Annotated in this window: 11 protein-coding genes; 5 read left to right on the top strand and 6 right to left on the bottom strand. The window is 33.2% G+C overall.

The genetic code is table 11. The annotated features are described in order from the left end of the window. Window positions 1-39: 39 nt before the first annotated feature. Window positions 40-243: a hypothetical protein gene (locus UABHE_RS07425; protein ID WP_372369616.1), complete on the bottom strand. Its 204-nt coding sequence runs from the start codon at window positions 241-243 to the stop codon at window positions 40-42. Window positions 244-328: 85 nt separating this feature from the next. Between UABHE_RS07425 and UABHE_RS07430 the strand changes: the two genes are divergently transcribed. Further along, on the top strand, window positions 329-553 hold the full coding sequence (locus tag UABHE_RS07430; protein WP_372371584.1) for a four helix bundle protein: 225 nt from the start codon (window positions 329-331) through the stop codon (window positions 551-553). Window positions 554-723: 170 nt separating this feature from the next. On the opposite strand, the gene UABHE_RS07435 is transcribed toward UABHE_RS07430, so the two are convergent. Genes UABHE_RS07435 through UABHE_RS07455 form a run of 5 tightly spaced genes read right to left on the bottom strand, consistent with a single transcriptional unit; the run spans window position 724 to window position 9,942 of the window. Beyond that, entirely contained in the window at window positions 724-3,165 is a 2,442-nt protein-coding gene (locus UABHE_RS07435) for a hypothetical protein (RefSeq protein ID WP_372369617.1), read from the bottom strand. 4 nt (window positions 3,166-3,169) lie between these two features. Next, window positions 3,170-6,307 carry a poly-gamma-glutamate biosynthesis protein PgsC/CapC gene (locus UABHE_RS07440; protein WP_372369618.1) on the bottom strand — a complete coding sequence of 1,046 codons (3,138 nt, stop codon included), beginning with the start codon at window positions 6,305-6,307 and terminating at the stop codon, window positions 3,170-3,172. Continuing rightward, window positions 6,295-6,666, bottom strand: coding sequence for a response regulator (locus UABHE_RS07445; protein WP_372369619.1), 372 nt, complete (start codon window positions 6,664-6,666; stop codon window positions 6,295-6,297). Before UABHE_RS07445 ends, UABHE_RS07440 begins: the two co-directional genes overlap by 13 nt. Before the next feature lie 7 nt (window positions 6,667-6,673). Further along, window positions 6,674-9,199 (bottom strand): hypothetical protein, encoded by a 2,526-nt coding sequence (locus UABHE_RS07450; RefSeq protein WP_372369620.1) that lies wholly within the window; start codon window positions 9,197-9,199, stop codon window positions 6,674-6,676. Then, the gene (locus UABHE_RS07455; RefSeq protein ID WP_372369621.1) at window positions 9,196-9,942 is read right to left on the bottom strand and encodes a hypothetical protein; all 747 of its coding nucleotides are present in this window, start codon (window positions 9,940-9,942) and stop codon (window positions 9,196-9,198) included. The genes UABHE_RS07450 and UABHE_RS07455 overlap by 4 nt, the downstream gene beginning before the upstream one ends. A gap of 380 nt (window positions 9,943-10,322) precedes the next feature. Between UABHE_RS07455 and UABHE_RS07460 the strand changes: the two genes are divergently transcribed. The 4 genes from UABHE_RS07460 to UABHE_RS07475 all read left to right on the top strand — a co-directional run bounded on the left by UABHE_RS07460 (window position 10,323) and on the right by UABHE_RS07475 (window position 23,128). Next, the gene (locus UABHE_RS07460) at window positions 10,323-15,824 is read left to right on the top strand and encodes a hypothetical protein (RefSeq protein WP_372369622.1); all 5,502 of its coding nucleotides are present in this window, start codon (window positions 10,323-10,325) and stop codon (window positions 15,822-15,824) included. A 9-nt stretch (window positions 15,825-15,833) separates the two neighbouring features. After that, window positions 15,834-19,919, top strand: coding sequence for a hypothetical protein (locus UABHE_RS07465; RefSeq protein WP_372369623.1), 4,086 nt, complete (start codon window positions 15,834-15,836; stop codon window positions 19,917-19,919). 710 nt (window positions 19,920-20,629) lie between these two features. Continuing rightward, window positions 20,630-20,809, top strand: coding sequence for a hypothetical protein (locus UABHE_RS07470; protein ID WP_372369624.1), 180 nt, complete (start codon window positions 20,630-20,632; stop codon window positions 20,807-20,809). 168 nt (window positions 20,810-20,977) lie between these two features. Continuing rightward, on the top strand, window positions 20,978-23,128 hold the full coding sequence (locus UABHE_RS07475) for a HEAT repeat domain-containing protein (protein ID WP_372369625.1): 2,151 nt from the start codon (window positions 20,978-20,980) through the stop codon (window positions 23,126-23,128). Window positions 23,129-23,198 lie beyond the last annotated feature (70 nt).

Consider the following 23,198-nt stretch of genomic DNA (forward strand, 5'->3'; position numbering starts at 1 on the left):
CAAAAACTACCTGCAAAACTAGAAATGGAAGGAAGTTGATCATCCAAGTATGCAAACCTCTGAAGATTCAGATGGTAATAGCATTGAGATCGTTTGGCTGGTAGAAAAAGAGACAGAGCCTAGTAATTCTTTTTGTTTTGTTACTTGAAAATCAGGCGCAAAATTCTCGATTTCTATTTGGTTTGCAATTGTAATTGTAATTCTTCGCGCAAAAAATATGTGATATATTTTAGTTTCCTGCAACTTACCCTTCCTTAGCATAAACGACAGTGGCACTTTTCGATTTCCTGTATTACATTAAAACTTATCTGTTATCCTTGCGCATAAAATTGTAGAGTATTTACCAAAAGGCCACTCTCACCTTTCTAATCAACTCCAGCGTGTTGCTTTGTCGATTTCTTTAAATATAGCAGAAGGTGCTGGTGAATTTAGTTCTGCCGAGAAAGCTCGTTTTTATAGAATTGCTCGCCGATCTACTACTGAATGTGCTTCTATTATTGATATCTGTCGATGTTTAAAACTAAGTGACTTGACAAAAGTAGTTACCCGTTGAATGCAGAGCTTTATTTTTATAGCGCGGCGCGACGAAGGCGCGCAGCCGTAGCTGCGTAACAGAGGAGCAACAAAGCTAGAAAATTAAAGAACAAAATGCCACTGAACTTAAATTTGTGTTAGCTATTCGAACAAACAGGACAATTCATAATGAATGCTTTACTATACTCACTATTTTGCATAAAAGATTTCTCTTTCGTTTGTTGGTTCGATTTGTAATTTAGCAATTGTCAAGTATTTAGCATTACCTGACAATTGTTCCAGCTCTATATTGTATTTCCCTTCCATAATATCTGCTTTTAATGGAAAAATAATTAATTCTCCATTATCAAGTATTTCTTTAGAATGCAAGCTATAGCATTGTTTTTTTTGATTTGGCTTTACTGAAAAAGTACGACGATAAAATGTCCAGTCATTCTTTATTTGATATGCTTGTTGTTGACTTTTTATGCTTACACGAAAAATTGACCGTCGCTTTTCTCCCCACAGATGATAAACGCGAATAAGAATATTTTCTTCATTGAGGTTTTTTGTATATACAAATTGTAAATTCTTATTGAGCTTTATTGCCATTTGTTTTCGCAACATCGAAGTTTTACGATGAGTATAGTTTATATAAAAATTTATATTTTGCGCAGTGCGTATATCTAGTAACTTTTTGCCGACTGCAATAGGTGGCAAAGTAATTTGTCCTATAGTAGAAAGTAATCTATTGCTATAAATAAGAGTGTTGTCAATGTATATTCGAATAGGAGAGAATCTCTTTTTTTGTCTATTGTGATAAAGAAGAGTGGGATTTACTTGTTGTTGTTGGTAGTCAGCATAGAAAGAAATAGCATTTTTACTGTTACTATCAATTTTATAATATTGAAATGGTAATTTTTCTTTGCTGGAGTTTATTTCCTCTACCTCTTCTGGTATTAAAATATATTGTCCTGTCCATTTATCATTAGGTTGATATGTTTCCCAACTTGGTGCTTGTTCTGTTGTAATATTTGGATTTTCTTTAGGTTTTGTTTGTAACGAAATTAGCTTTGTTTGTTGTTTTTCAACTAATGTATAATAATTAGAAGGCGATAGTAAAAACCAACTAGGATTATTTTTTTTATCATAGTCAATGTAATAATCTTCAGGAACACTTGTATGTTTTATTAGTGTAGGAGGTCGATTGTATAAGTTAGTAACTAATCTACTTGTGTTAGATTTAATCATCAAATAATAAGCGTCATTCGGCACTTGAAAATAATGGCTTTGCGGTTCACTTGTATAGTATTTTTGTTGTTTTTCCCAAATTATAGCGTAATTAGAAAGTGAAAATGCAGTTTTTAAAAGTAGTTTTTGTAAAAGTTTTTTTTGTTTTGTCAATATGTGACATTCTACTAAGCGAGGTTTTTTTGAAAGAAATCTTTTTTGCGAAAAATAACGTACATCCAAACGTATAGGTGTTTTGCGATTTTGTTCATGAAACAAACGATAAATGATTGGCTTTTTTTGGGATGCGAAACTTCTAATATATTTTTTGGTATCAAGAAGGTTAATCCATCGATCTTCTACTTGTATTTTTCCATTTAGCAACAATGGTTGTAATGTAATTATTTCAACCAATCCCGTCTCAAAAAAGAAAGAATACTCTTGAAAGCTTTTAAATGTCAATGTTTTTGAATTTTTGTTATTAATGCCTTTTCCATGCCAAATAATCCAAATTTTGCTACTCTGTTTTTGCATAGAAGTAAGTTGTAAATGAAGTTTTGCTCCTTGGATAGGAATATTGATTGTTTTACGTAAATCTTTATCCAAGAAAAAGCCCTCAGGAAGTATACTTTGTTTTATTAACGTACCATCTATTTTATTTAAGCGATACAGATTTTTGTATTCATAGTCTTTACTTGGAATACCTTTAGGTGCTAAAGGCTTCCACTCTTGTTGCAGAAGAGAAAACTTTTCTTTTTCATGTAATAACTTGTATGGATATAAATTATCTGAAGAAACTTTTTGTTGCTCTTGTTCTCCCAGGCGCTTCCAGATGTAGGGAATTTTACGACTACTATTTATTATTTCTTTGTAAACTCGTACAGCAACACTGTCGATGTGCCTGTTTTTTTTTACTAGGCGAATTCGCAGCCTATCATAATGTTTTATGTCGGTTAGTTCCGTCTCAGAATTATTGCTAATACCAGGTATGCTTTCTTGCTGTAGGTAAAATTTTTCTGTAAACAACAGGTTGTTTTTTTTATATATAGGTATTTTTGTCCGTAGAGTTTGGTTTTTGGAAAATATAGTTTTACCGCTATCAGATATCATTTCAAATTCTACTTTATAGAACCATTCTTTATCAATTAAGTTTTGACTAAGCTTTTGTTTTATATTTGCAGTAGTCGTAATTTTTATATTTTGAGTTGCACTGATATCAAAGTATAGCCATTTATCTGTTTTTAGTAAATAGACCTTACTTATAGTTACATTTTTTAAAGATGGTGAGTTAGAGGTTTTTTCTGTTTTTTTTGAATTAATAACAGCAAGTATTTTATCATGTGTTTGAGTATATAGAATATAAAGCTCTTTGTGAAAATAGCACAGCATAAAAAGAATTAGAATAACTAAAAATTTCTTCATTTGATTACCTAGGTATTAAAAATGTGTAGCGCGATTTTATAAATTTTTGAATCATTTTTTTATTATATTTCATATATGTTGCAAACTTTGTTCTATGAGTAGGTGCAACTGAAATGTTTATAATAACCGGCATATGCAATAGCGTTTGACAAGCTAAAATAATTATTTTTTGTGACTCAGGATCGACATAGTAATAGAATTGATAAGATGATTTTTTCATCAGCTGGTAGAGAATAATAATATCCTGGTAGGAAGTGTAAAGCTGTAAATCCTTTATTATTTTTTTTGATGAAGAGTCTTTCAGTGTACGGTTCTGCATAAATTTCGATAAATCCTGGATTTTTTTTATGTTAAGAGCATTTATCTGGCGTGCTTTAAAGTTTAGCTTACTTTGATTGTACTCATCGCGTATATAGGGTGATAACCACAAAACAACTAACTCTTTTTTTGAAAGTTGTTTTAAATATCTCGCCTGAAAAAAATTATATACAGAGTAAGGAGACGTTTGTTGATCTCCGCTAACGATAGTTACAGAGAGGTTTTGATTGATTAATGAACGAAATAAAGTATTGGCCAGAAAGGATAAACGACTATTGGTTTTTAGCTGTGAAGAGGACATAAGTACATCAGACGCAGGATAAGCTCTATTTTCTTTTAACGAAAAAGCGCGGATTTGTATAGCAAGTACTGGTTTAGTAAAATTCTCTCTTAGTATTACTTGGTAAAATAAATTTAACATGTTTACTTTGTTATCACGATGCAAAAGATCAGAAGTGTTAGTATTGCTGCTAAAAATATGTGCTCCGGAAACGGCAAGAGCCATTGCTTTTTTGTCGAAAAACAATTGGCTAGCGAATTCGAAAGTGTATTTCTCAAACAAAGGGCGAGGAGCCTGAATAAAATAAGGAGTATATTCTGTTAATCTCAAAATATATAGACCTTGGTATTTTTTATATGTCTTTGTATTTTCTTGTACTATTAAATAGTAGTTCTTATCATCCTTAACAAGGATCGTTTTATAACCAACATAGCCTGCATAAATATTTATTAACTTAATCTTTTTTATCAATACCTGTATATTTAACTTTGATGGAAATTGCCTTTGTAGCTTAACTAATGGAGTAAAAACCAATTCATCAAAAAAAAGTAGCTCTTCTATTTTTGGCGGTTGATATAGATTACTATTGCGAGGTGCAATTTTTTCTTTATGCTCTGTTATATGTTCATTGACAGTCTTTTTTGAGTAGATGTTATTATTTTGAGATAATAGTTCGTATAGTGATGTTTCGCCAAGTACTAATTCTATAAAATTATTTTGACTGTCACTACGTTGTATATTTCCTTCAGGCAGCGGTTGTAGTTGTACATCCAATCGCCCAAGAGATTTTTGAAGGGCTTGCAGATCTAGATCGCGAGGTATATTGTTATTGATCCACAAACTAGCCGCTAAAGAGTTTTTGGAACGAATATTTGATCGTATTTGTACTATATCATGCTTGTAAGATTCAAGTACAGAGTGAAAATAATGAAAAAAAGTTTTGCTGGCTGTTGTTGCATTTAGTTCGGAGATACTTGTATTTGAAATAGCTACGATTCTTGCTTGCGTCTGAGAAAATAAATGTATTGCAGGAAGAAATGTTTTTTCTTCTATTGGGAACGGAATCGAAAGTAAAAGTTTCTTGTTTGTTACTAGACTAAATATATAAATGCCTCTACCGTTATGTTTGTGTTCTTTGAGATAAATATAATTGGGAGTTTTGTACAGTTGATAACCACTATTCTGCAAGTAAATGTTCGCTTGCAGTAGGTTTTGTTGTTGACGCGAGCCTAAGTATTCGCAGATATTTCGTATTCCTTTTTTAAAGTTATATAACTCTCCCAGATTTGGACGTTGATATGTTGAATATACCTTATTTTTATACGTATTCAACAGTTCTTTTTCTAAGAAAACACGTGCAGACATTTTGGTAACGTGGATTTCTTTAACACTTTTGTTTAGTGGTTTATTTATGAAATAATTCCATGGAACAAGGATAAAAAAAAAGCCAACGACATTTGCTAGTGCAGCAGCAGTGATAGATGTTTGTAAATTTGCTCGAACTAGCCGCCAAAAAATCTGTTTTTCGTGAATTTTCACAGCCATTAAAGTTGAAACAAGATAACCAATACCAAATAAATCATTAGCACGTCCTGTTCCTATTTCACTCCATAAAAATACATATCCTAGGATAAAACGATAGGCAAAAGTGATATGAAAAAATAGAACTACCTTTTTTGATTTTTCAATCGTTTTATTTGCCATAAAAGGCAATTTTAGAATGGCAGTGGCCGTGAGTAAGACAATAGACATTTCAATAAGCGTAAATAATATTGCTATTGGTTCGTACCAGTAAAGAGTGAGTAACGCTGGTATTAATATTCCGTTGAAATCCCAGCCATATAGTAGATTCATTCGCGATGATACAATAGCGGAGACAATAATGATAATATATGCCTTAGGACTGGCATCAAGGCTTAATGCAAAGTCGGTATACATATATTCTAGACTACCAATATTAAAATTAGTGTATTCCATAAGTATATAACGAATGATTAATATGGTTACAAATACCGTAGTTGCAAGAGGAACTATACCTCGAATAATACCTTTGTGCCAAAACAAGTTAGCCGTGAGTGCTATAATAATAAGACCTAAACTGTGGAGGTTGCTTTGATAATCAAAGCTTGTTTGATAATGCTGCTCGATAAATACACTTGTCGCAGGGAGTAACCAGCCATCAAAAATTAAGCGCACAATAATACTTACCAAAATTAAGGCAAAAAAACGATCGCGTCCAAATAAACTTGACCATATTTTAAGTCGCGACAGTACTTCAGAGTAGAAGTGCACAATTGCATAAGTAATCAAACTTTCAACGATAATTATGCCTGCCGCCATTGGTTTTGCAATAGCTAAAGGTGCTATGTACCCAGGAATAACTAATCCTGAAAATGTCCAGCCTAGCCTTTGATTAAAGAAGGCAACAACGATAACCCCCACCCATACAGTTGTGACAATAGATTGATCAAGACTACCTTCTGGAAAAATCCCTAGAAATAATTGCTCAAAAAGCCACTGGACAAATTGAATTATACTTTCCATTTTTTTAGTTTCATTACTAGTTGTTGCATAGTATATGGCTTGTTTAGTACTTCAATATCTGAATATTCATTTGCTTTATGACCGACTTGATCGATACTTAGTCCTGTAGATAAAATTACAGGCACTTGTGACTTACGTTCATTTCGTAACCATTCGAGAAACATAAATCCATCGAATTCTGGCATTTGTACATCTAAAACAATGACACATATTTTTTTATTATAATTGCTATGGAGCTCTTTGGCTTCCTTACCTGTTTTTGCAGTGATTACATCCCAACCCATACTCGTGAAAATTACTTCAAGCAAGCCCACTATATCAGGGTCATCGTCAACAACAAGTACTTTATTATTACTCATTTTTCACCTAAAAAATATCCATTGTAATTATAAACTCCATTCCCATTCCAACGTGGCTTTTTGCTTGAATATTGCCGCGCCATGTTGTTATTTTTTTTGTACACCATGACAAGCTTTTGTATTCTTCAGGAATGTTTGGATGTTCGTCTGTTAAATAACTCTGTAGCAGATCATTTGGCATTCCAATACCAATGTTACAAAAATGATAAGATATGGTTTCTTTTGCTTCTTCTATGAATATGTTTAACTTACTATTCTTTTGAGCATCCTGTACAAGGATAAGTAGTAATTGAAAAAATACTCTTTGCAAATTTAATCCTGCCAAAGAATAATTGGGAAAACTAGGCTTGTGAATAACTATAGCTATATGTTTTTCCAGTAACTGTTTCTGGAGTCTTTTTGTTGCCTGTTCAAAAAGCATAAAGCTATCCACAGGAAAAACAGGAATGTCTTCCGTTTCTTGGTATAAATTTAAATAATACTCGCATTTTTCTGTCATACTGTTTGCAGATGAAATCTTATCTTCAACCATATCTATTAAATTATGGTTAGAGTCGGTAAGGTTACGTAGCAGTGATATAGACAATAATGCTTTTGAAAGCTCTGAACGAGTATAGTTCCCCATTTTTTTTGTAAGTACGGCTAGATCAGTGAACGATTTCATTGTGTCTTTTGCTACAAGTTCACAAGTTATACTTTCTAATTTTTTTTGATTGTCAGATGTAATTAGAGGAGAGATTTTTAACTGTAAACGATTATTAATTAAATCTATGGGAATTGCTACCTCTTTTTGCTCGAAAATACACTCAACAACAAGTTTCTGGCTTTGCTTTTTTGAATATCCCCCTAGTTTTGTAATTAAATCTGTTAAAGAAATTTGTTGTATAGAAATCATTTCTTTTTTGAAAAATATTATTGCCTGTTGGTTTATATAAAAAGGGCGACCTGTTATAGAGTACAATATTGTAGGAGTAGAATAAAGATTTATTAAGTTTGAGTATCTTATAAACTTATTGCGAATTAATTTAAAAAAAGCTTCTAAGTTGTCGCGTAATTTTTCTATTTCAATACTGGAAGAATCAAGAGATTTTAGCTTTTTTGTTTCGACAAAGTCTTTTTGATAAATGAACTCGCTAAGGTGGTGACTATAATTATTCAATGTAAACTCGAACGCTTCTTCATTTTTTTCTGCTGGCTTGGAGCATGCTAAAAACCCTAGTAGATGCTGAGAAAAGATTAGAGGGACTAGGTATTGATTTTTTCCTAACTCCTGTTTAAAAAAAGAGCGCTGTTTTAATAGAATGGATTTTTGCATAGAATAGCATTTGTCATAGGGCGAACGGTGGCAATCTCGACGTTTTTCAATAACATCATTTATTTCGCAACCTTCGATTCTCACAATTTCTAGGTATGGACTATCATCATTTTTTTTCAGAAATACATACTTTTCTAATCCAAGTGTACTTCCTAATGCATCTAAAGAGTGAGACCAATTACCTAGAGATATTGAGCTATCAATTAATGAATTTTTTAAATAGTCTGACCAGCGCAAAAATATTTTTTGAAAGGTGCGATGTAATAAACGATTTTTTCGATTTGCTTCGTAAATATATATTGTTATTTGTGCAACGACAAATGGAAGAATAGGTAAGAAATAATTATCAAAAAATAGTATTGCTGCAACTAACATGAGAAGCAGGGAAAATAAAATATTTATATACAACATCTTTCCTGTTATTAAGGTGTGTATTGCAAAACATACAATGACAAATACGATTAACAACAGGATATATAACTCTTTTGGTATAGTTTTTAGATACGTTTTATTGATTAATGAATTGATTGCATAGGCCTGATATTCTTCTAATGAAATGCTTTTAGATCCTAAAGGGGTGTATATTTGTGTGCGATTTTCTTTTGCCAAAAGGATTATTTTTCCAGCTGTTAATTGAGAAATTAGTTTTTTACTTAAAATTTGAGTTGAAGTTGTCCGGATAATGCGATTGTTAAAGTTAATCAAGAATTTATTACCTGATATATTGGAATTTGTAATTGCTGTAATATCTTGAGTAGAGCTATTTAAAATTTTTTGATCGCGGCATATCCCATTGATGGCAACTGGTAGAGGAGTATGAATATACTGAACCGCCTCAATGTTTCGAGGTTTAGGCTTTTCATTCACGAAAAAAATATAAGGCTTTTGTAAAAAACGCAATACTTTTTTGTTATTGCGATGTGGTATAAAATTTAAGACAATTTTTTTTACCAAAAGCTTTTCATGTAATTGCTGTATTAATTCAAGCCACTGCTGTAAAGAATGTTCTTGCTGAGGAATCTCTACAATAATGACGTGTGCTTGTTTTTGTTGTTGCGTATTCATGAGTCGATCATAAAGATAAAAATGGGAAAAAAAATTGCTTTTCTCAATCAATAAAGCGATAACAACAACAATAATAACTTTTGGTAGTAGAAACAACCACTGCCATTTAAAAATATATTTGAACTGAAAAAATAATGCGACAATTTTTCTCATGAAGATCTCTGTTGAAGGTTGTGTAGTAACTTTATTAGAATTTTCGTATACTGCTTACGTAAAACGTCGTTTGTTCTTAGTTTTTTGGGTAATTCAAAGTGCAGTGATTTATGGATAAAATCTTGATTAAAAATACCTATTGTTTTTGCTTTTTGAGCTGAATAATTTATTTGCGATTCCGTCAACAAATAATCTACTTGTAGTGGAAAGATAGTATGCGGCTGTTGTCGCGAGACAACTTCTTTATAGTTGCTAGCTAGGATTAATAATTCTTCGTAAGTAAAACCTTTTGATGTTACTTCGATTGAGGAAATGAATTCATGTGATTTTGGATATTTGCGGTTATGACCATGTATTTCTACCAATATAGAAATATTTGATTTGCTCGCCTGTTTGATATTTTTTAAATATTGTTGAAATACAGCTACTGCTTTTTTTGTCTTTATTGCTTTTGACAACTTTCCGTCGCGAAAAAACTTTTCTGTCGGTCTGTTGACATTTATCCAACGATTTATAGAAGGTGCTCGATAGTATTTTGCGATCACAAGCCCCCACTTTAAGGAACTAGAGATTTCATGAGCTATTTTTCCGGTGTAAAGTTCATAGCCATCATGAGGAGCTGATATTACATTAGAAAAACTTCCTTGGACCCGGTAAATCAAAGGTTTTTTCTCTAGACGAAAAATTGTCTTTATCAATGCTAGGCTTAATATAAATATAAATAAGAAAAAGTATTTTTTCATATGGAATTTGTGTGATGCTTTAGGACATTCATCAATTTAAAGGCAACATTAAAAAATTAGTGATTGTAGCTATGTCCTTAGTCGTAGTTGCATTCGAAAAGAAAAAGTCTTTTTTTATATAAAAATAAAACACTCATCATTGTGAGTACATTTCAGAAAAACCTATATTTTCGATGAAGGTACCAATATACTCACTACTGAGGCTACAAGTCTTATAAAATATTAATCTTCGATTCTCACTCTTTGACTAATTGGTAATATGCTCCCGATCTAGTAGGTATTTTGGAATAAGTGGCACAATTATTGCATTTCACTTCTAAGCATAGTTATTCTAATAATTCTCATGAGCAAATATAATGCCTAAAATGCAAGGAGACAGAATGAAATTCTTTTTGGGCGCACTAATTGTTTTTTTTTCTTTTGCAAAAACGCAAATAGATGAAAGCAACCATCAACTTTCTCAACAATATGATACGGCTTTACGCTGGGATAATATTGAGAATGAGATGGATACTATATATACACAACGCGCCTCTTTCTGTAAAAATTGCCAAATTAACTACATTAATTTTTTACCTCATGGTGAAATACGTATACTTCTAGACAAATGGAGTGCTCTACGTATTATTTCGCCTGAAGAAATGCCCCGAAATGCATTAGAGGTATCATACTCGTCAGGATTAGGAATTTATCAACAAATCGAAGGTAAAGCAACCAACAATAAAAATGAATACGTTTACGCACCGCAACTTCCGCAACCTTGCATTGTTAAAATATATCGACCTGGCTATTACCAAAAAAGCTTACTTGCTGGTGTTTTTGTTGCACGCTATCAACCCTTAGAGAAAATTGCTCCCAATCGCAACCTACATTGCTTTTCTAACAATCATCTAGATATAAGAAAATCGTGGGAACTTCATTCTAAAAGTTTTTGGGAAATAAAGCCTAGCGAACCGATAACTTTTAGAATCAAAGGTTCTCGGCGTTTAGAAATCCAAAATTATTTTGTATACTCTCATTTTACATCCCAAAGCATTCAACATTATCAAATACGCATATCATTAGATAATAAATTATTGCGCGTAATTGACTTTGATACTACACGCGAAAGATTTCGAATTATGCGTGTAGGGGAAAAAGCGCGCTCGCTGTCATTTATGGAAAAAGGTTATGTCAATATTCCACCAGGGAAGTATACCGTTAAAATTGATTCAACCGCTCATTTATATATGCGCTTGGTTGATCATAAACAAGGAGATTATTTATTTCCTAGGTGGAATGAACCGCAATTAAATGCCAAACAACTAAGAGAGAAAAGCACTCAATATAACTCTTTATGGGCAAAAAAATTTCTCTTTTATTACCCTAACGCTATTGGTTTAACAAATAAGTACTCTGATGATATACTGTGGCAAGAAAAAAAAATGCGTTTATTAGCCTATAATAATTCTTACAAATATGGTGGGCTTTTTGGAGCTAGATTTGCTCAGGGTATAGCAATACGCCATTTTGACAATTTACAATTTCGCGCAATATGGCAAGATTTTTTAGGGTTTTATACCTTTTATCAAAATCTTCTTCCTGATTGTAAATGCAGCTCGACAAGTAAAACGACGCGATATTTTTATAAACCACAATTGTTAGGAAAAACAAGAAAAATACAACAAAGAATATTTAATGAGCAGTTTATTGGCTCTCAGAGAAAAGCAAGTAGCGCTATATTTTTTGAAGTACCTAATAAGAATAACTTGCACACTTATAGTGTTTTGCCATCACAAGTAGATCGAAGACTGCGTTTAGTATTTCATAGTGATCAAAAATTAAAATATGTGCAACGAGTGTGGATTCAACAGGATAACTCTGTTCCTGAATTCGTAGATATACACGGCTTTTCTAAAGAACTACATAATGACTACTATATGCCTTCTCAGTGGCAGAGCTATAACAATATCGATCACCAACTAAGCGAAAAGAAAATACATCTTGATTTGCCACATTCGATTATTCAAGGCAAAGTAGCTGAAATAGATATCCACCACAGTACAAAAAAAATACGCATTTGGCGCGAAAACTCAGATATTTCGTTAGAAGTAGGAGTTCATATTCTTAAAGCAAAACCTTATGAACTTACGGAAAGCGAGTATTGGGAATCTGTTAGGCGTATAGAACAAAGTCAACTCTTGTCAGCAATATTCCGTCACTATATGGCAAAAGAAAAAAGCAACGTTGTTGTTGATAGGGAGAGTTTGAAATTTATCTATAACCATTGGAAACCTTTAAGTACACTGTGTGATAATACATCATCAACTTATAAGCAAAGCTATGAACGTAATATTGATGAATATCCAAATACACCGCAAATATCTTTATCTATTGTTCTCAAGCTGTATCAGAAAGCTAAGTTTTTAAAAAAACAAAAAAAATGGCTAGAATCCCTAGCACTGTGGCGAAAAATTTTAAATAGTGGTCATTACAATTATCAAAATATTGCGAAGATAGAACGAACAAAAGCACTATTAAATTTAGGAGAAAATTATCTAGCGCGGCGTTATTTGCATGGTTTAGTTGTACATGAAAAAAATAAAATTGTACGTCGAAAAGCAATGGAAATATTAATTAAACTATACAAAATCCAAAAAAATAGTATTGCTATTCGCCAACTTCTTGTAATGGAATTTACTCAAGATTTTGCTCTCGATATGCAAAATCGCTTAGCTAAGTTTTTATTGAGAGAAGGAGATTATCAGCTGGCACTTATGCTTTTTCTTTCCTTGCCCAAAAAACAATCAACAGTAGAAAATATACTTCACTGTTGTGTAAAATTAAATTGGTGGCAAACTTTTCATAAGTTTAATAGTACTCTGCCTAAAATTAAAAGCAATTATTGGTTGGGTGTGTTTTATTCGTATAAAAAACAATTAAGGTTAGCAAGAGATAGTTTTGAAAATAGTACTACTCAAGGGAAAAAACTAGCAGGAATGATTACTCAAAGTTTTTATATCTCTGATAAGTTACGTTCTAAGAACATAGAAACTCGATTACATGGAATTGAGTTATGGGAAAAGTGGTTAAAAAATGACGTGCGAAATTATGTATGGGAAGAGGACATTTCTAGTGTCACTAGTTTTAGTGGGTCAGATCAATTATATACAATCAATCGCAATTTATATTCCCAAGGTTTTGTTTCTTCTCCGAAAAAGCCTGTCATCATCGAGGTCCTTGGGCCGAAAAAAATTCGATTAGAAATGCGTTCAATGATCAAAAATTACGAAGGAGAAGAGTGGATTATAATTCGCCAACATGGACAGTTATCTACAATACCAAATTTTATCAACCAAACTACCAATCAAAACTTACGTTTTGTAACAAAATCTGACCATTCAGCTTATCGTCTTGTAGTAAAAGAACTGGAAATTCCCCGTGGGCGACATAAAATTGAAATTTATGGAGAGTTTTTGCCTCTATGGGTTCGTGTTTATTCATCACAACCATTTTTTGAGATAGGCGATCTTCCGCAATTAACACCTTTTACTTTGCAAAAAATTTGCCAAAACGACCAATGTAACGTACCTCTCTATGAAACAGACATACCCGAGTATCTCATTACATCGCAAAAAGAGATAATTTGCGTAGATGATGGTTCTAAAAATGAAAACTTAAATTCACGCAGGCCATTTACTTACATGCTTAATCCCACTGTTGAAATTCAACCACAAAAACAACATGCTTTTTGGTGGCAACTGTCGGATGAAAAGAGATTATGGTTAGCTCTTCGAATGGGGTGGAAAAAACCTATATTAAAATATTTTGACCAACACAAACATACTTTATCTTCTGAAGAAAAATTACTGTCTTTTTCGTATATTTCACATCGTTTTCCTGAAAAACTTTTAGATAAATTTCCATTGAAAGTAAAAGAAGCAAGCTACTTAAATCAAAATTTGTGGTTAAAGTTAATGAATTTACCTATGGAAGAAAACAGGGAGGGAGCAGTCCGCAAAATGCGATTGTTGTATAGACGCCTGTGTTTATATCCTCAATTGAAAATACGAGTACAATTGCAAGCACAAAAAATATACAGCAAATACTTTTATGTTACCGAGCTGCAATCAATATATGCAAAAATTATGGAAACATCGACGTGGAAAAAAGTAGAGAATGTTGAATATAGTGATGGTTTATTACAAAAAGAAGTAATTGGTTTTAAACCGGAAAGTCCTAAGCTACGTTTAAGGCAAAATCTTTTTCCTGTTCAAAGTAAAAAAGACATTGTTATCTTTGGTAAAGAAAAAGCGAATATGGTTTTAAAAAACATAACAAATGTTAAAGTCATTGTTCGTTGTAAAGCTTTTTATCTTGGAAATTTACGACCAAAAACTGTGTTATTGAACTATCAATTAAATCAACAGGCAATACAGTCGATAAAGTTACACAAGCAAAATTATTTTTATCAATTTTCAATAGATATACCGCAAGGAAAACATCATTTGCAAATATGGATCAACAATCCCATTCTTAATCAATATGTAATACTAAACTTTTTAGAGAAGCAAGGTATGAAGGTTGAGAATATACAAAAGCAAGTGAAGCGCTCTTATTACGTTGCTTCTCGTAAAAACCCTATTGTTTTTTACATTGAAGGACCAACTATTTTGCGGATGGATGAACTACGCGGAGAAAAAACAATTTCGAGATATCATAGTGTAGAATTTGGTCTGCGAAAAATACGCATTTTCCCCTCAAAGAACATGGAGCAAGCGTTTTTCCGCTTTTTTTATCAAGCAAACACAACAGAAAAAAAACGATCTCAAGAGCATTTATTGACCTTGTACCATAAGCCTTTTAGTCCTATTATTGAGCAACAAATTTCATCTGAACAACAGTTTCGAGGAAAAGTGCAGCTACGAGATGAATACTCTTTAGGTGGTCAAGAAGATGGAACTTGGACAGTAAAAGGAGCAGTAGCTCGCCGCCGCGTTTTTGACGACGACGATGGTGATATAGATGCGCGTCAGTATTCAGAGCTTTCGTTTTCTCACCGCTACTATAACCCGTGGTATGATACTTATTTTAAAACACAACTACTCAATCGTTTTCATCAGGATGGTGGACCCACATTGGGTGTTTCGGAAACTCTTTATCATCGTTTATACGATATTCCTCTAAGTATATCGCTTTATTCCAGTTTTTTTATGCAGTGGCCCGATGGAGATGTTTTGACTCCTAAAAAAGGTGCGGAGTGGTCTATTAATTTTCGTGGAACGTTGAGATATCTCGCAACAATAAACCCCAAAACAGATCACTTGATGAAGTTAGACATTTTTGCCTACTATCTTTCACTAAAAAATGACGATGACTTCGATATTGAAGATATCGACCAAGATATATTCACTGCATTTAAAGCAGATCATTTATGGGGATTGTCCGTCGCAGATACACTTATCCATCGTCCTTGGCTAGATACAGAATGGCGATTTGGGGGTGCTATAACTTTCAATGAGAATGTTGTCACTCCTGATCGTTTTATTATAACAGCCGAATGGAGGCAACTTATAGGTACTTTTGAAGTAGATTTATCATATCGCTACGCTATTTTTTTTCCTGATGATGATCGTGATCAGTTTGTCTTGCGCGATTCCGTCAGGATAAACGTTCTTTGGAACTATTGGTGTAGAAATCAAAATCGGCTCGAAATGGGGGCAAATGCAAACTATGATTTTGATAGTGGTGAAGTAAGTAGCACTGTTTTCCTCTCATTCCATTGGGGTTATGGTCGAGCGTATCGCGATTTTTCACCATCAGAAGTTCGCTTTCGTTCTATACGTCACCGTCGCATTTATCAAAATGATTATAGTGACAATAATCATTTTGCGAACTTTTAAGAGTGAGTTATGCAAAAAAAATCATTTTACAGTTTTATATGCATAGGAATGAATAGTTATCAGACAAAACTTAAAAAAAATGTTCTTGGTACTATGTGGCTCGACTTTGACAAATGGCAAAAACAATCTCCAGCTGTAGATAGTAAAAAAATCTTGTGTTTGTTTATTCGTGATTACCTACAAAACAATTACAACTATTTACGAAAGATGGATGAATTACACACCACATTTATAAACGAATACGACCAAGCGATAACTGTGCGCCAACAGCAAAGCCGGATCATTGATTATTGTCTTGAATTAGGAGCAACGCGACAACAAATATCTAAAGATATCAAAGCCTTCAGTCGCTATTTTGATTATGATGCGGTGATTGATCGTTATCAAAAAATAGTTGGTGATAAAGAGCTACAAGTTGATTTTGCTCTTGAACGTTGGAAAGTTTTGTTTTGCCAGTCACCAGATAAAGACAAATTCTTATACAATGAATTGCAATTAATAAATATTTGCGAACTATTTTTAGATTATAATCGTAATCAACAACTACGCTTGAAAGCATTTGATTGTCTGCTTGGAACAGCGATTGTTTTCCCCGATGCGTTACAAACTATAAGTTCACAGATAATCCATTTCTTGTATCGCTGCGCTTTAGAACGTGATGAGTATTTATGGCTGCAATGTTTAGCTATTGAGTATCTTCCGTTTTTGTCCGATGCAAAAACATTAGCAAGCACTTTGCTAAATCGCTTTTTACATCCTGGAAAAGGCGATGATTTTTTTGTTAGACGTAGAGCTGTTGAGGTTTTTTCATGCAACGCCGAAAAGTTAAATGAGTATTTCCGAATAATGAACTTAATTGTAAAAGACGATAGTTCTTCTGTTCGACAAGAAGCATGTCTTGCTATTCGTTTTAGCCCTGTAAACAAGCGTAAGAAGTATTTTCATAAACTCATTTTTGATGAAGATGATGCTGCTGTAAAAGCAAAGGCCATACTAACTCTTGGAGAGCTTGTCGATTGCGAACAAAGCTTAGAAATGAGCATTAGTTTTATTCAGGACCTATTATTCATAGAAAACGACCCTTTTGTTTTAAAAACGACTATGTATATGGTAAAAGAAACAGCTCTAAGATTGAAAAAAAACAATTCATTGCTTGAGATTCACTGGATTAAACAAAGTCGATATACTATAGACAATTATCACAATAGCGCGCCTGATACATATCTTAAGCGTTGGTCTAGCAACTGCCTTGAGTACTTATGGTGTTTATCTGATAGAAAGCGCTATGATTTGTTATTAAATTTACAAACGCATTTATCTAAAATTCCCTTAAAAAAATCAAAAACATTTTCAAAAAAATTTTTTTTGGGATTTGATAAAATAATCGTTGCGCGAGTAATTGCAGTTATTACTCAAAATGATTATAACTATGATGTTCATTGGGGATTTCTATTTATACGCATCACGAGAGGATACGTGTTCAAAATGCGTTGGTGGCGCATACTACACGAATTCAAAACACCAGCTCCCGATAAGCGTCCTGCATTTCGCCATACAGTAGCGCGTGTTTCCTCTGCCACATGTCGTATTCCTTCGAATATTAACTGCGAATTAAGCCCGACGAAGGTTCCAGGAGAACCTTTATTTATAGATGAAGAACAAGGCTGGCGACCGTATTTACCACTTGTAGATGATATTCTTTCAGCAAACAATTGTTTTTTATTTCGGAAAACATACATTCACACAAACGAGGGCGTGACTTGCATTGCTCCGCCACGCTTTTTGATTATGCGTATTTGGGCTTATGCATTTTTGACAATTAAATTCACTAAATACGCATCGCTCAGAAATTGGAAGGAAAATATGCAAAGTAAGCCAAATGAATATTTGTCTTCGTTGGCAAAATTAGGGTTTCATTTTGATTTCCAGAGCCACTTAAATAATGATTTACCTCAAAGAAATGATTCGAGTATCTTGCGCTTTTTTCCCTGCATAGTTTTGATTATAGATCCTATTTGGTGGAAGAATTTAGAAGAGTTTTTTCTAAAATTTCAACAATATTTTTTTTCTGCGTACAGTAACACCGTTATACATTTAGTTGTGTTTATTTTTTTGTGTGCATTATGGTTTTTTGGTTTGCATATATGTCAAAATATTTCTATGTCGCGAGCAAGAAACAAAATTCCTTTAGTTCTTGGAGGATGGGGAACGCGAGGCAAGTCTGGTACCGAAAGAGTTAAGGCTGCACTTATTAATAGTACAGGTCACTCTCTAGTATCTAAAACAACCGGCTGCGAAGCTATGTTTTTGTATTCGCTGCCTTTTGGACAAACCGAAGAAATCTTTTTATTTCGTCCTTATGACAAGGCCACGATTTGGGAGCAATATAATCTTGTACATTTGAGTGAAAAGCTAGAGTCCGATGTTTTCCTGTGGGAATGTATGGCTTTAAATCCTGCTTATGTAAAAGTTTTACAATCCGACTGGATGCGCGATGATCTGAGTACAATTACCAATACATATCCCGACCACGAAGATGTTCAAGGACCGTCTGGAATGGACGTTGCTGAAACGATATCGGTATTTACACCTGATAAATCTAAGGTAATTGTAAGCGAAGAACAAATGACTCCTTTGCTACGAGAAACAGCCAAGAAAAAAAACACTGAGTTTAGAAGTATTGGTTGGCTAGAAGCAGGTTTAATTCCTAAAGATGTATTATCGAGATTTCCATACAATGAGCATTCATACAATATTGCGCTAGTTTTAGAAATTGCTAAAGAGTTGGGAATTCCTTACGACTATGCAATAAAAGAAATGGCTGATCGTGTGATTGCTGATATAGGCGTTTTAAAAACCTACCCTCCTGCACCAGTTAAAAATCGGCAGTTGGAATTTACAAATGGTATGTCTGCAAATGAGCGTTTAGGAGCTCTTGGGAACTGGAAACGCTTAGGTTTAGACAAACAAGATATTTACAATGAACCGCATGTATGGGTAACAACAGTTGTCAACAATCGCGCTGATCGCATACCTCGATCCAAAGTATTTGCTCGTATTTTAGTGAGAGATATCCGTGCTGATCGCCACTTTCTAATAGGTAATAATCTCGATGGTTTACTTTCTTATATCGACGAGGAATGGAAAGAATATATAGGAGAAATTTATTTATGTCCTCAAGATAACACAAGCAGCAAAGATGCGCTCGAAATCTTAGAAAAAATGGCAAAAGAAATGAGAGTATCGTACACTTCTGAACATGTTCGAAATCGTTTACGAGCTATGATCGGAGAAAAATATATTGACTTGTGGGAAAAAGTAGATGATTTACAACATAAATTGCAACATGAATATGAGAACTATGAAGAAATTATACGATTTCATAATTCAAATATAGTAGCTTTACAAGAATATCAACAGTTGCACAACCAAATACATTCAAGCGCTAGACCAAAAGAGCATCAAAAAAAGTTTCGCGAACAACTGTATACGTGGTTTAAAAGGAAAATAGTAGTCATTGAAAATTATTCCGCCACAGGAAACCAAGTGATAGAAAAAATTTGCCAACAGACAGCTCCAGGTACTCTAAACAAAATAATTGGCTTACAGAATATTAAAGGCACAGGGTTAGATTTTGTTTACCGTTGGCAAGCATGGGAAAACTGTTACTTAATGTGTAATAAAATGCTCTCAAAAAGTTCAATAGTTAGAAACGAGGGTATACAACAACTTCTGCGCTTCAAAGAATATGGAGTTTTAACCCATGATCATGTAACAGCAGTAATTTGCGAACAAATTGAAAAAAACAGCGAACAGCAAAAAGATCTAAATGCTATTAAGAAAAATGTACAAGAATATCGCGAAAAAATTAACAAAGAACTATACGGCGTTTCGCAAAAAAAATCCTCAATGTTTTCGTTGATTTTTCCTTTTATAGAAGCTTTTCTAGATGCTGGAGATGCGATTAAAAGACGAAAAAAAGCCGATAAAATCTATAAAGACCTCAAACATCACAGAATAAGCATTAAGCGCGCTATTATTGAACTGCAAAGTATCACTAAGCGCCAAAAAGGTGGCTGGTTAACAAACAAATAATGTGCAGATAGCTTTAACTAAGTGACCTGCCAAAAGTAGTCACTTACTTGCAAAATATTTGAATTTTCTGGTTTGCAAAGACTGAAGAGTGCAAGACCGCTTCTACACCAAACTTTATAAAAGTCATGACTTGTTCTATTAGAAAAAACGGTCAAGGTCAAGGTCTGTCATCAATTAAAAAACAAAGACTGTGTTCTAGGACTTAGTTATTCTAATATGATGCCATTTTTGTATATAAAAACATAGTCATAATAATCTTTGTATTTATTATACAATTTAGCCTCGCGTTGTTGTTCTCCGATAAATTCAATAGCAGCACTATTACCAGCATTTTTTTTTCTAAAAAAACTTTCTCTACATCGACTTGAGGCTATAGAAATATTGTATAGAAAAATTATTCCTGGAGAATTTCCTAAAAATTTTTTATTAAGTTATTTCATCTCTTTCTGACCCTGTGAAAGAAAATATTATTTGCTACAATCATAGTTATTTCATTTGTTATACTAAATCTGTATGTAGATAAAATCAAGGCAGATATTCTGCTTATCCCTCTCAACAATTTTACTCAGAGGAACAACTCGTCTTTTAATTTCTGATGTTATCTTTCTTTCTACTAATCACAACTGCATCTCACTGCTTTGTAAATAAATCCTTTAAATCAATACAATTTGGTTCTTTTAGTCAATTTTATTGAGGAAGGCTTTAATACCATGGAACCACAAGAATTAATATCTCTTATTGAAAATAGTGAATTTATTAATCAAGAGGATTTGATCAATAAATTTATACAAGTGCGCGCAGAATCTAAACGTAGAATAATTGAAATTCTACCAACGGTTGTTTCTAAGAAACAAATTCCGGCTGTCACCTCTTTGTTGCTTACGGCTTAAAAAGATCAAGATGAATATGTTCGAGAATATAGCGCCGAAGCCATCAAGATTCTTGATCTCAAATCAACGAAAGTTGTCCTTGCTCTGCAGGAGAGCTTATATGATCGTGTTCCTTGTGTTAAATATCAAGCAGCAAAAACACTAATACAAATATTAGGCGTTTTGGAAGTGATTTTTGCTACTTTTTCATTAGCAGATGAAAGTTTTTGTTGTTTTTTGATGGATTCTGCCAACGAATTTCCTTCTGAACAGTTGCAGAAATTTAAAGAGGTTTTTATCATAAATTTATATAGTTCTAGCGACCGTGTAAAAAAGAGCGCTGCGAAAGCTTTAGCTCGTATGATATCTTCGAGTCCAAAAAACGAAAAAATCACTCAAACACTTGTGGATTTACTAAAAGAGAAAGAAGAAATACAGGGCTTTGTTATTTGGATTTTAGCGAAAGCAAAGATTCCTTTCCCAGTTCTTTCTTTAATCCATTTTCTCAAAAAAGATAACTTAAGAGTAAAAGCCCTTTGGTATTTAGGGCGTATGGGCAAAGAAGCTAGTGCTGCAATACCAGTTATAATTCCTCTACTAAAAGATAATAATAGAGAAGTTAGAATTTATGCAGTATGGAGTTTAGGTGAAATAGGAAATAAGCAAGCTACTGCTGAGATTTGCAAAGCTTATTTTAGAAATGACATCTGTATAAAAAGATACGCAGTTCAAACTATTGCTAAAATTGCTTTCATTGATAAAAAAGTAAGCGCTGTTTTGAAGAATGCCTTATCTCAAAATGACAGAGAACTAAAAAAACAAGTAGCTTGGGCTTTTCTACAATTCGAAAACCCCAAACGCATATTACCTCACCTCATAAAAATTTTACGAGATTCCGATCCTGATGTTGTTTTTTGCGCAGCAGATGTAATTCAGCAAATTTCGTGGAAATATTTAGAATCGCATGAGCCTTCCTTACTTTATAAAGAAAAAAACAGAATTAAGAGAAAACTACTGTCTTTTATCGATTCTTTATCGACAAAAAACGAAAGCGAAAATGAAGTTGCGATCAAAGCATTTATTAGTGAACAAGTATCTACAGTAGAGGCTTATGAAGCAGAGTCTTTAGCAAAACCTGTATTCTTTGAACCGCAACTGGAACTTCTTGAACCAATATTAATAGAAAAACCTATCTTTGGTAGAGATGTTTATCCTGCAATCAATATCAACTTTATGCCAAATGAGATTGCGGTTTGTAACTATCTTCGAACAGTAGGAATTGGGGAATTTATTTCTATAGAGGCAGAGAAACTAAGCGAAAATAACCAAGAAACACAATTAAATTTATATGTGAAAAAAGTTGTAAAGAAGCGAAATTTTTTTACTGCGTTGTTAAGTGAAAATGCTGGTCGTCCTGGGCCAATAGAAAGGCTTATCGCGCAATCGAATCGCTTATTAAGGTTTTTTCAAATGACTATTGGGTTGCGTTTTCTAAAATTGATTAACATCTTTGATGTTACTTTAGAAACATTTACTAATTATATTCATAACCTGTTTTACAGTTGGCAGATGTATCGAAGCTTACGTCGAACTTGGCAAAGGGATAACTCTCGCTTGAGTGATGATTTAGCTCTTGCTGAATTTCATCTTTCGCGAGTTTTCTTAGTTCGTGATCTTTTGCAGTTTTATAAAGAAGAGTCCGATACAAAAAAAGAACTGCCTAGTTTTCCGTTAAAATTAGTTATTGAAGCCCGCAATCATTTGGACTGTATGAAACGAGATCTTTCAATATTAACTCTCAAACAAACTTTCTCAACAAGCAAGAAATCCTTAGTTGATTTTTTGCTAAGCTTTATCCCTAACCCTATTAGTATTCTCACTCCGTGGAAAGATTTTTTTATCATTGTTTTTATGATGAAACATTCGCGTGGTGAAATATTAAAAATATACCAAGAGATGCTTTACTCTTATCGGGAATTGGTGAACGCTTTTCAACAAAACTCTAGCAACACTGATAAACTAGAAGAGAGAATAAATCATTCGCAAAATCTTTTGCAGCAAGTTATTCAAATTTTGGCAAACCCAAATCTTTTTATGTACCCAAAGACATGGAGTCGTTATGACCTAATTATTGAAATACAACAACAAGAGAAGAGAGGACAAGTTCAATTACCTCTTTTAATAGAATTTGAAAGGTGGTTAACAAAAGAAGTAAAAAAAGCTTTAATAAGCAAAGAAGTAAATTTTTCTAGCGAAGAGTGTAGACAACAGCTCCAAGAATTTAAACAATGGCAAACGAGTAATCACTGTTACCAAAAACTAAAAATAAATTTTATGTAGCATAAATAATCAACATCTTGACATCAACCATAACAAAATGAAATTTTTCCTATAAAAAACTTCATTTCTA

Origin of the sequence: Candidatus Uabimicrobium helgolandensis (assembly GCF_041508025.1) — a bacterium.
Classification (GTDB): Bacteria; Planctomycetota; Uabimicrobiia; order Uabimicrobiales; family Uabimicrobiaceae; genus Uabimicrobium; species Uabimicrobium helgolandensis.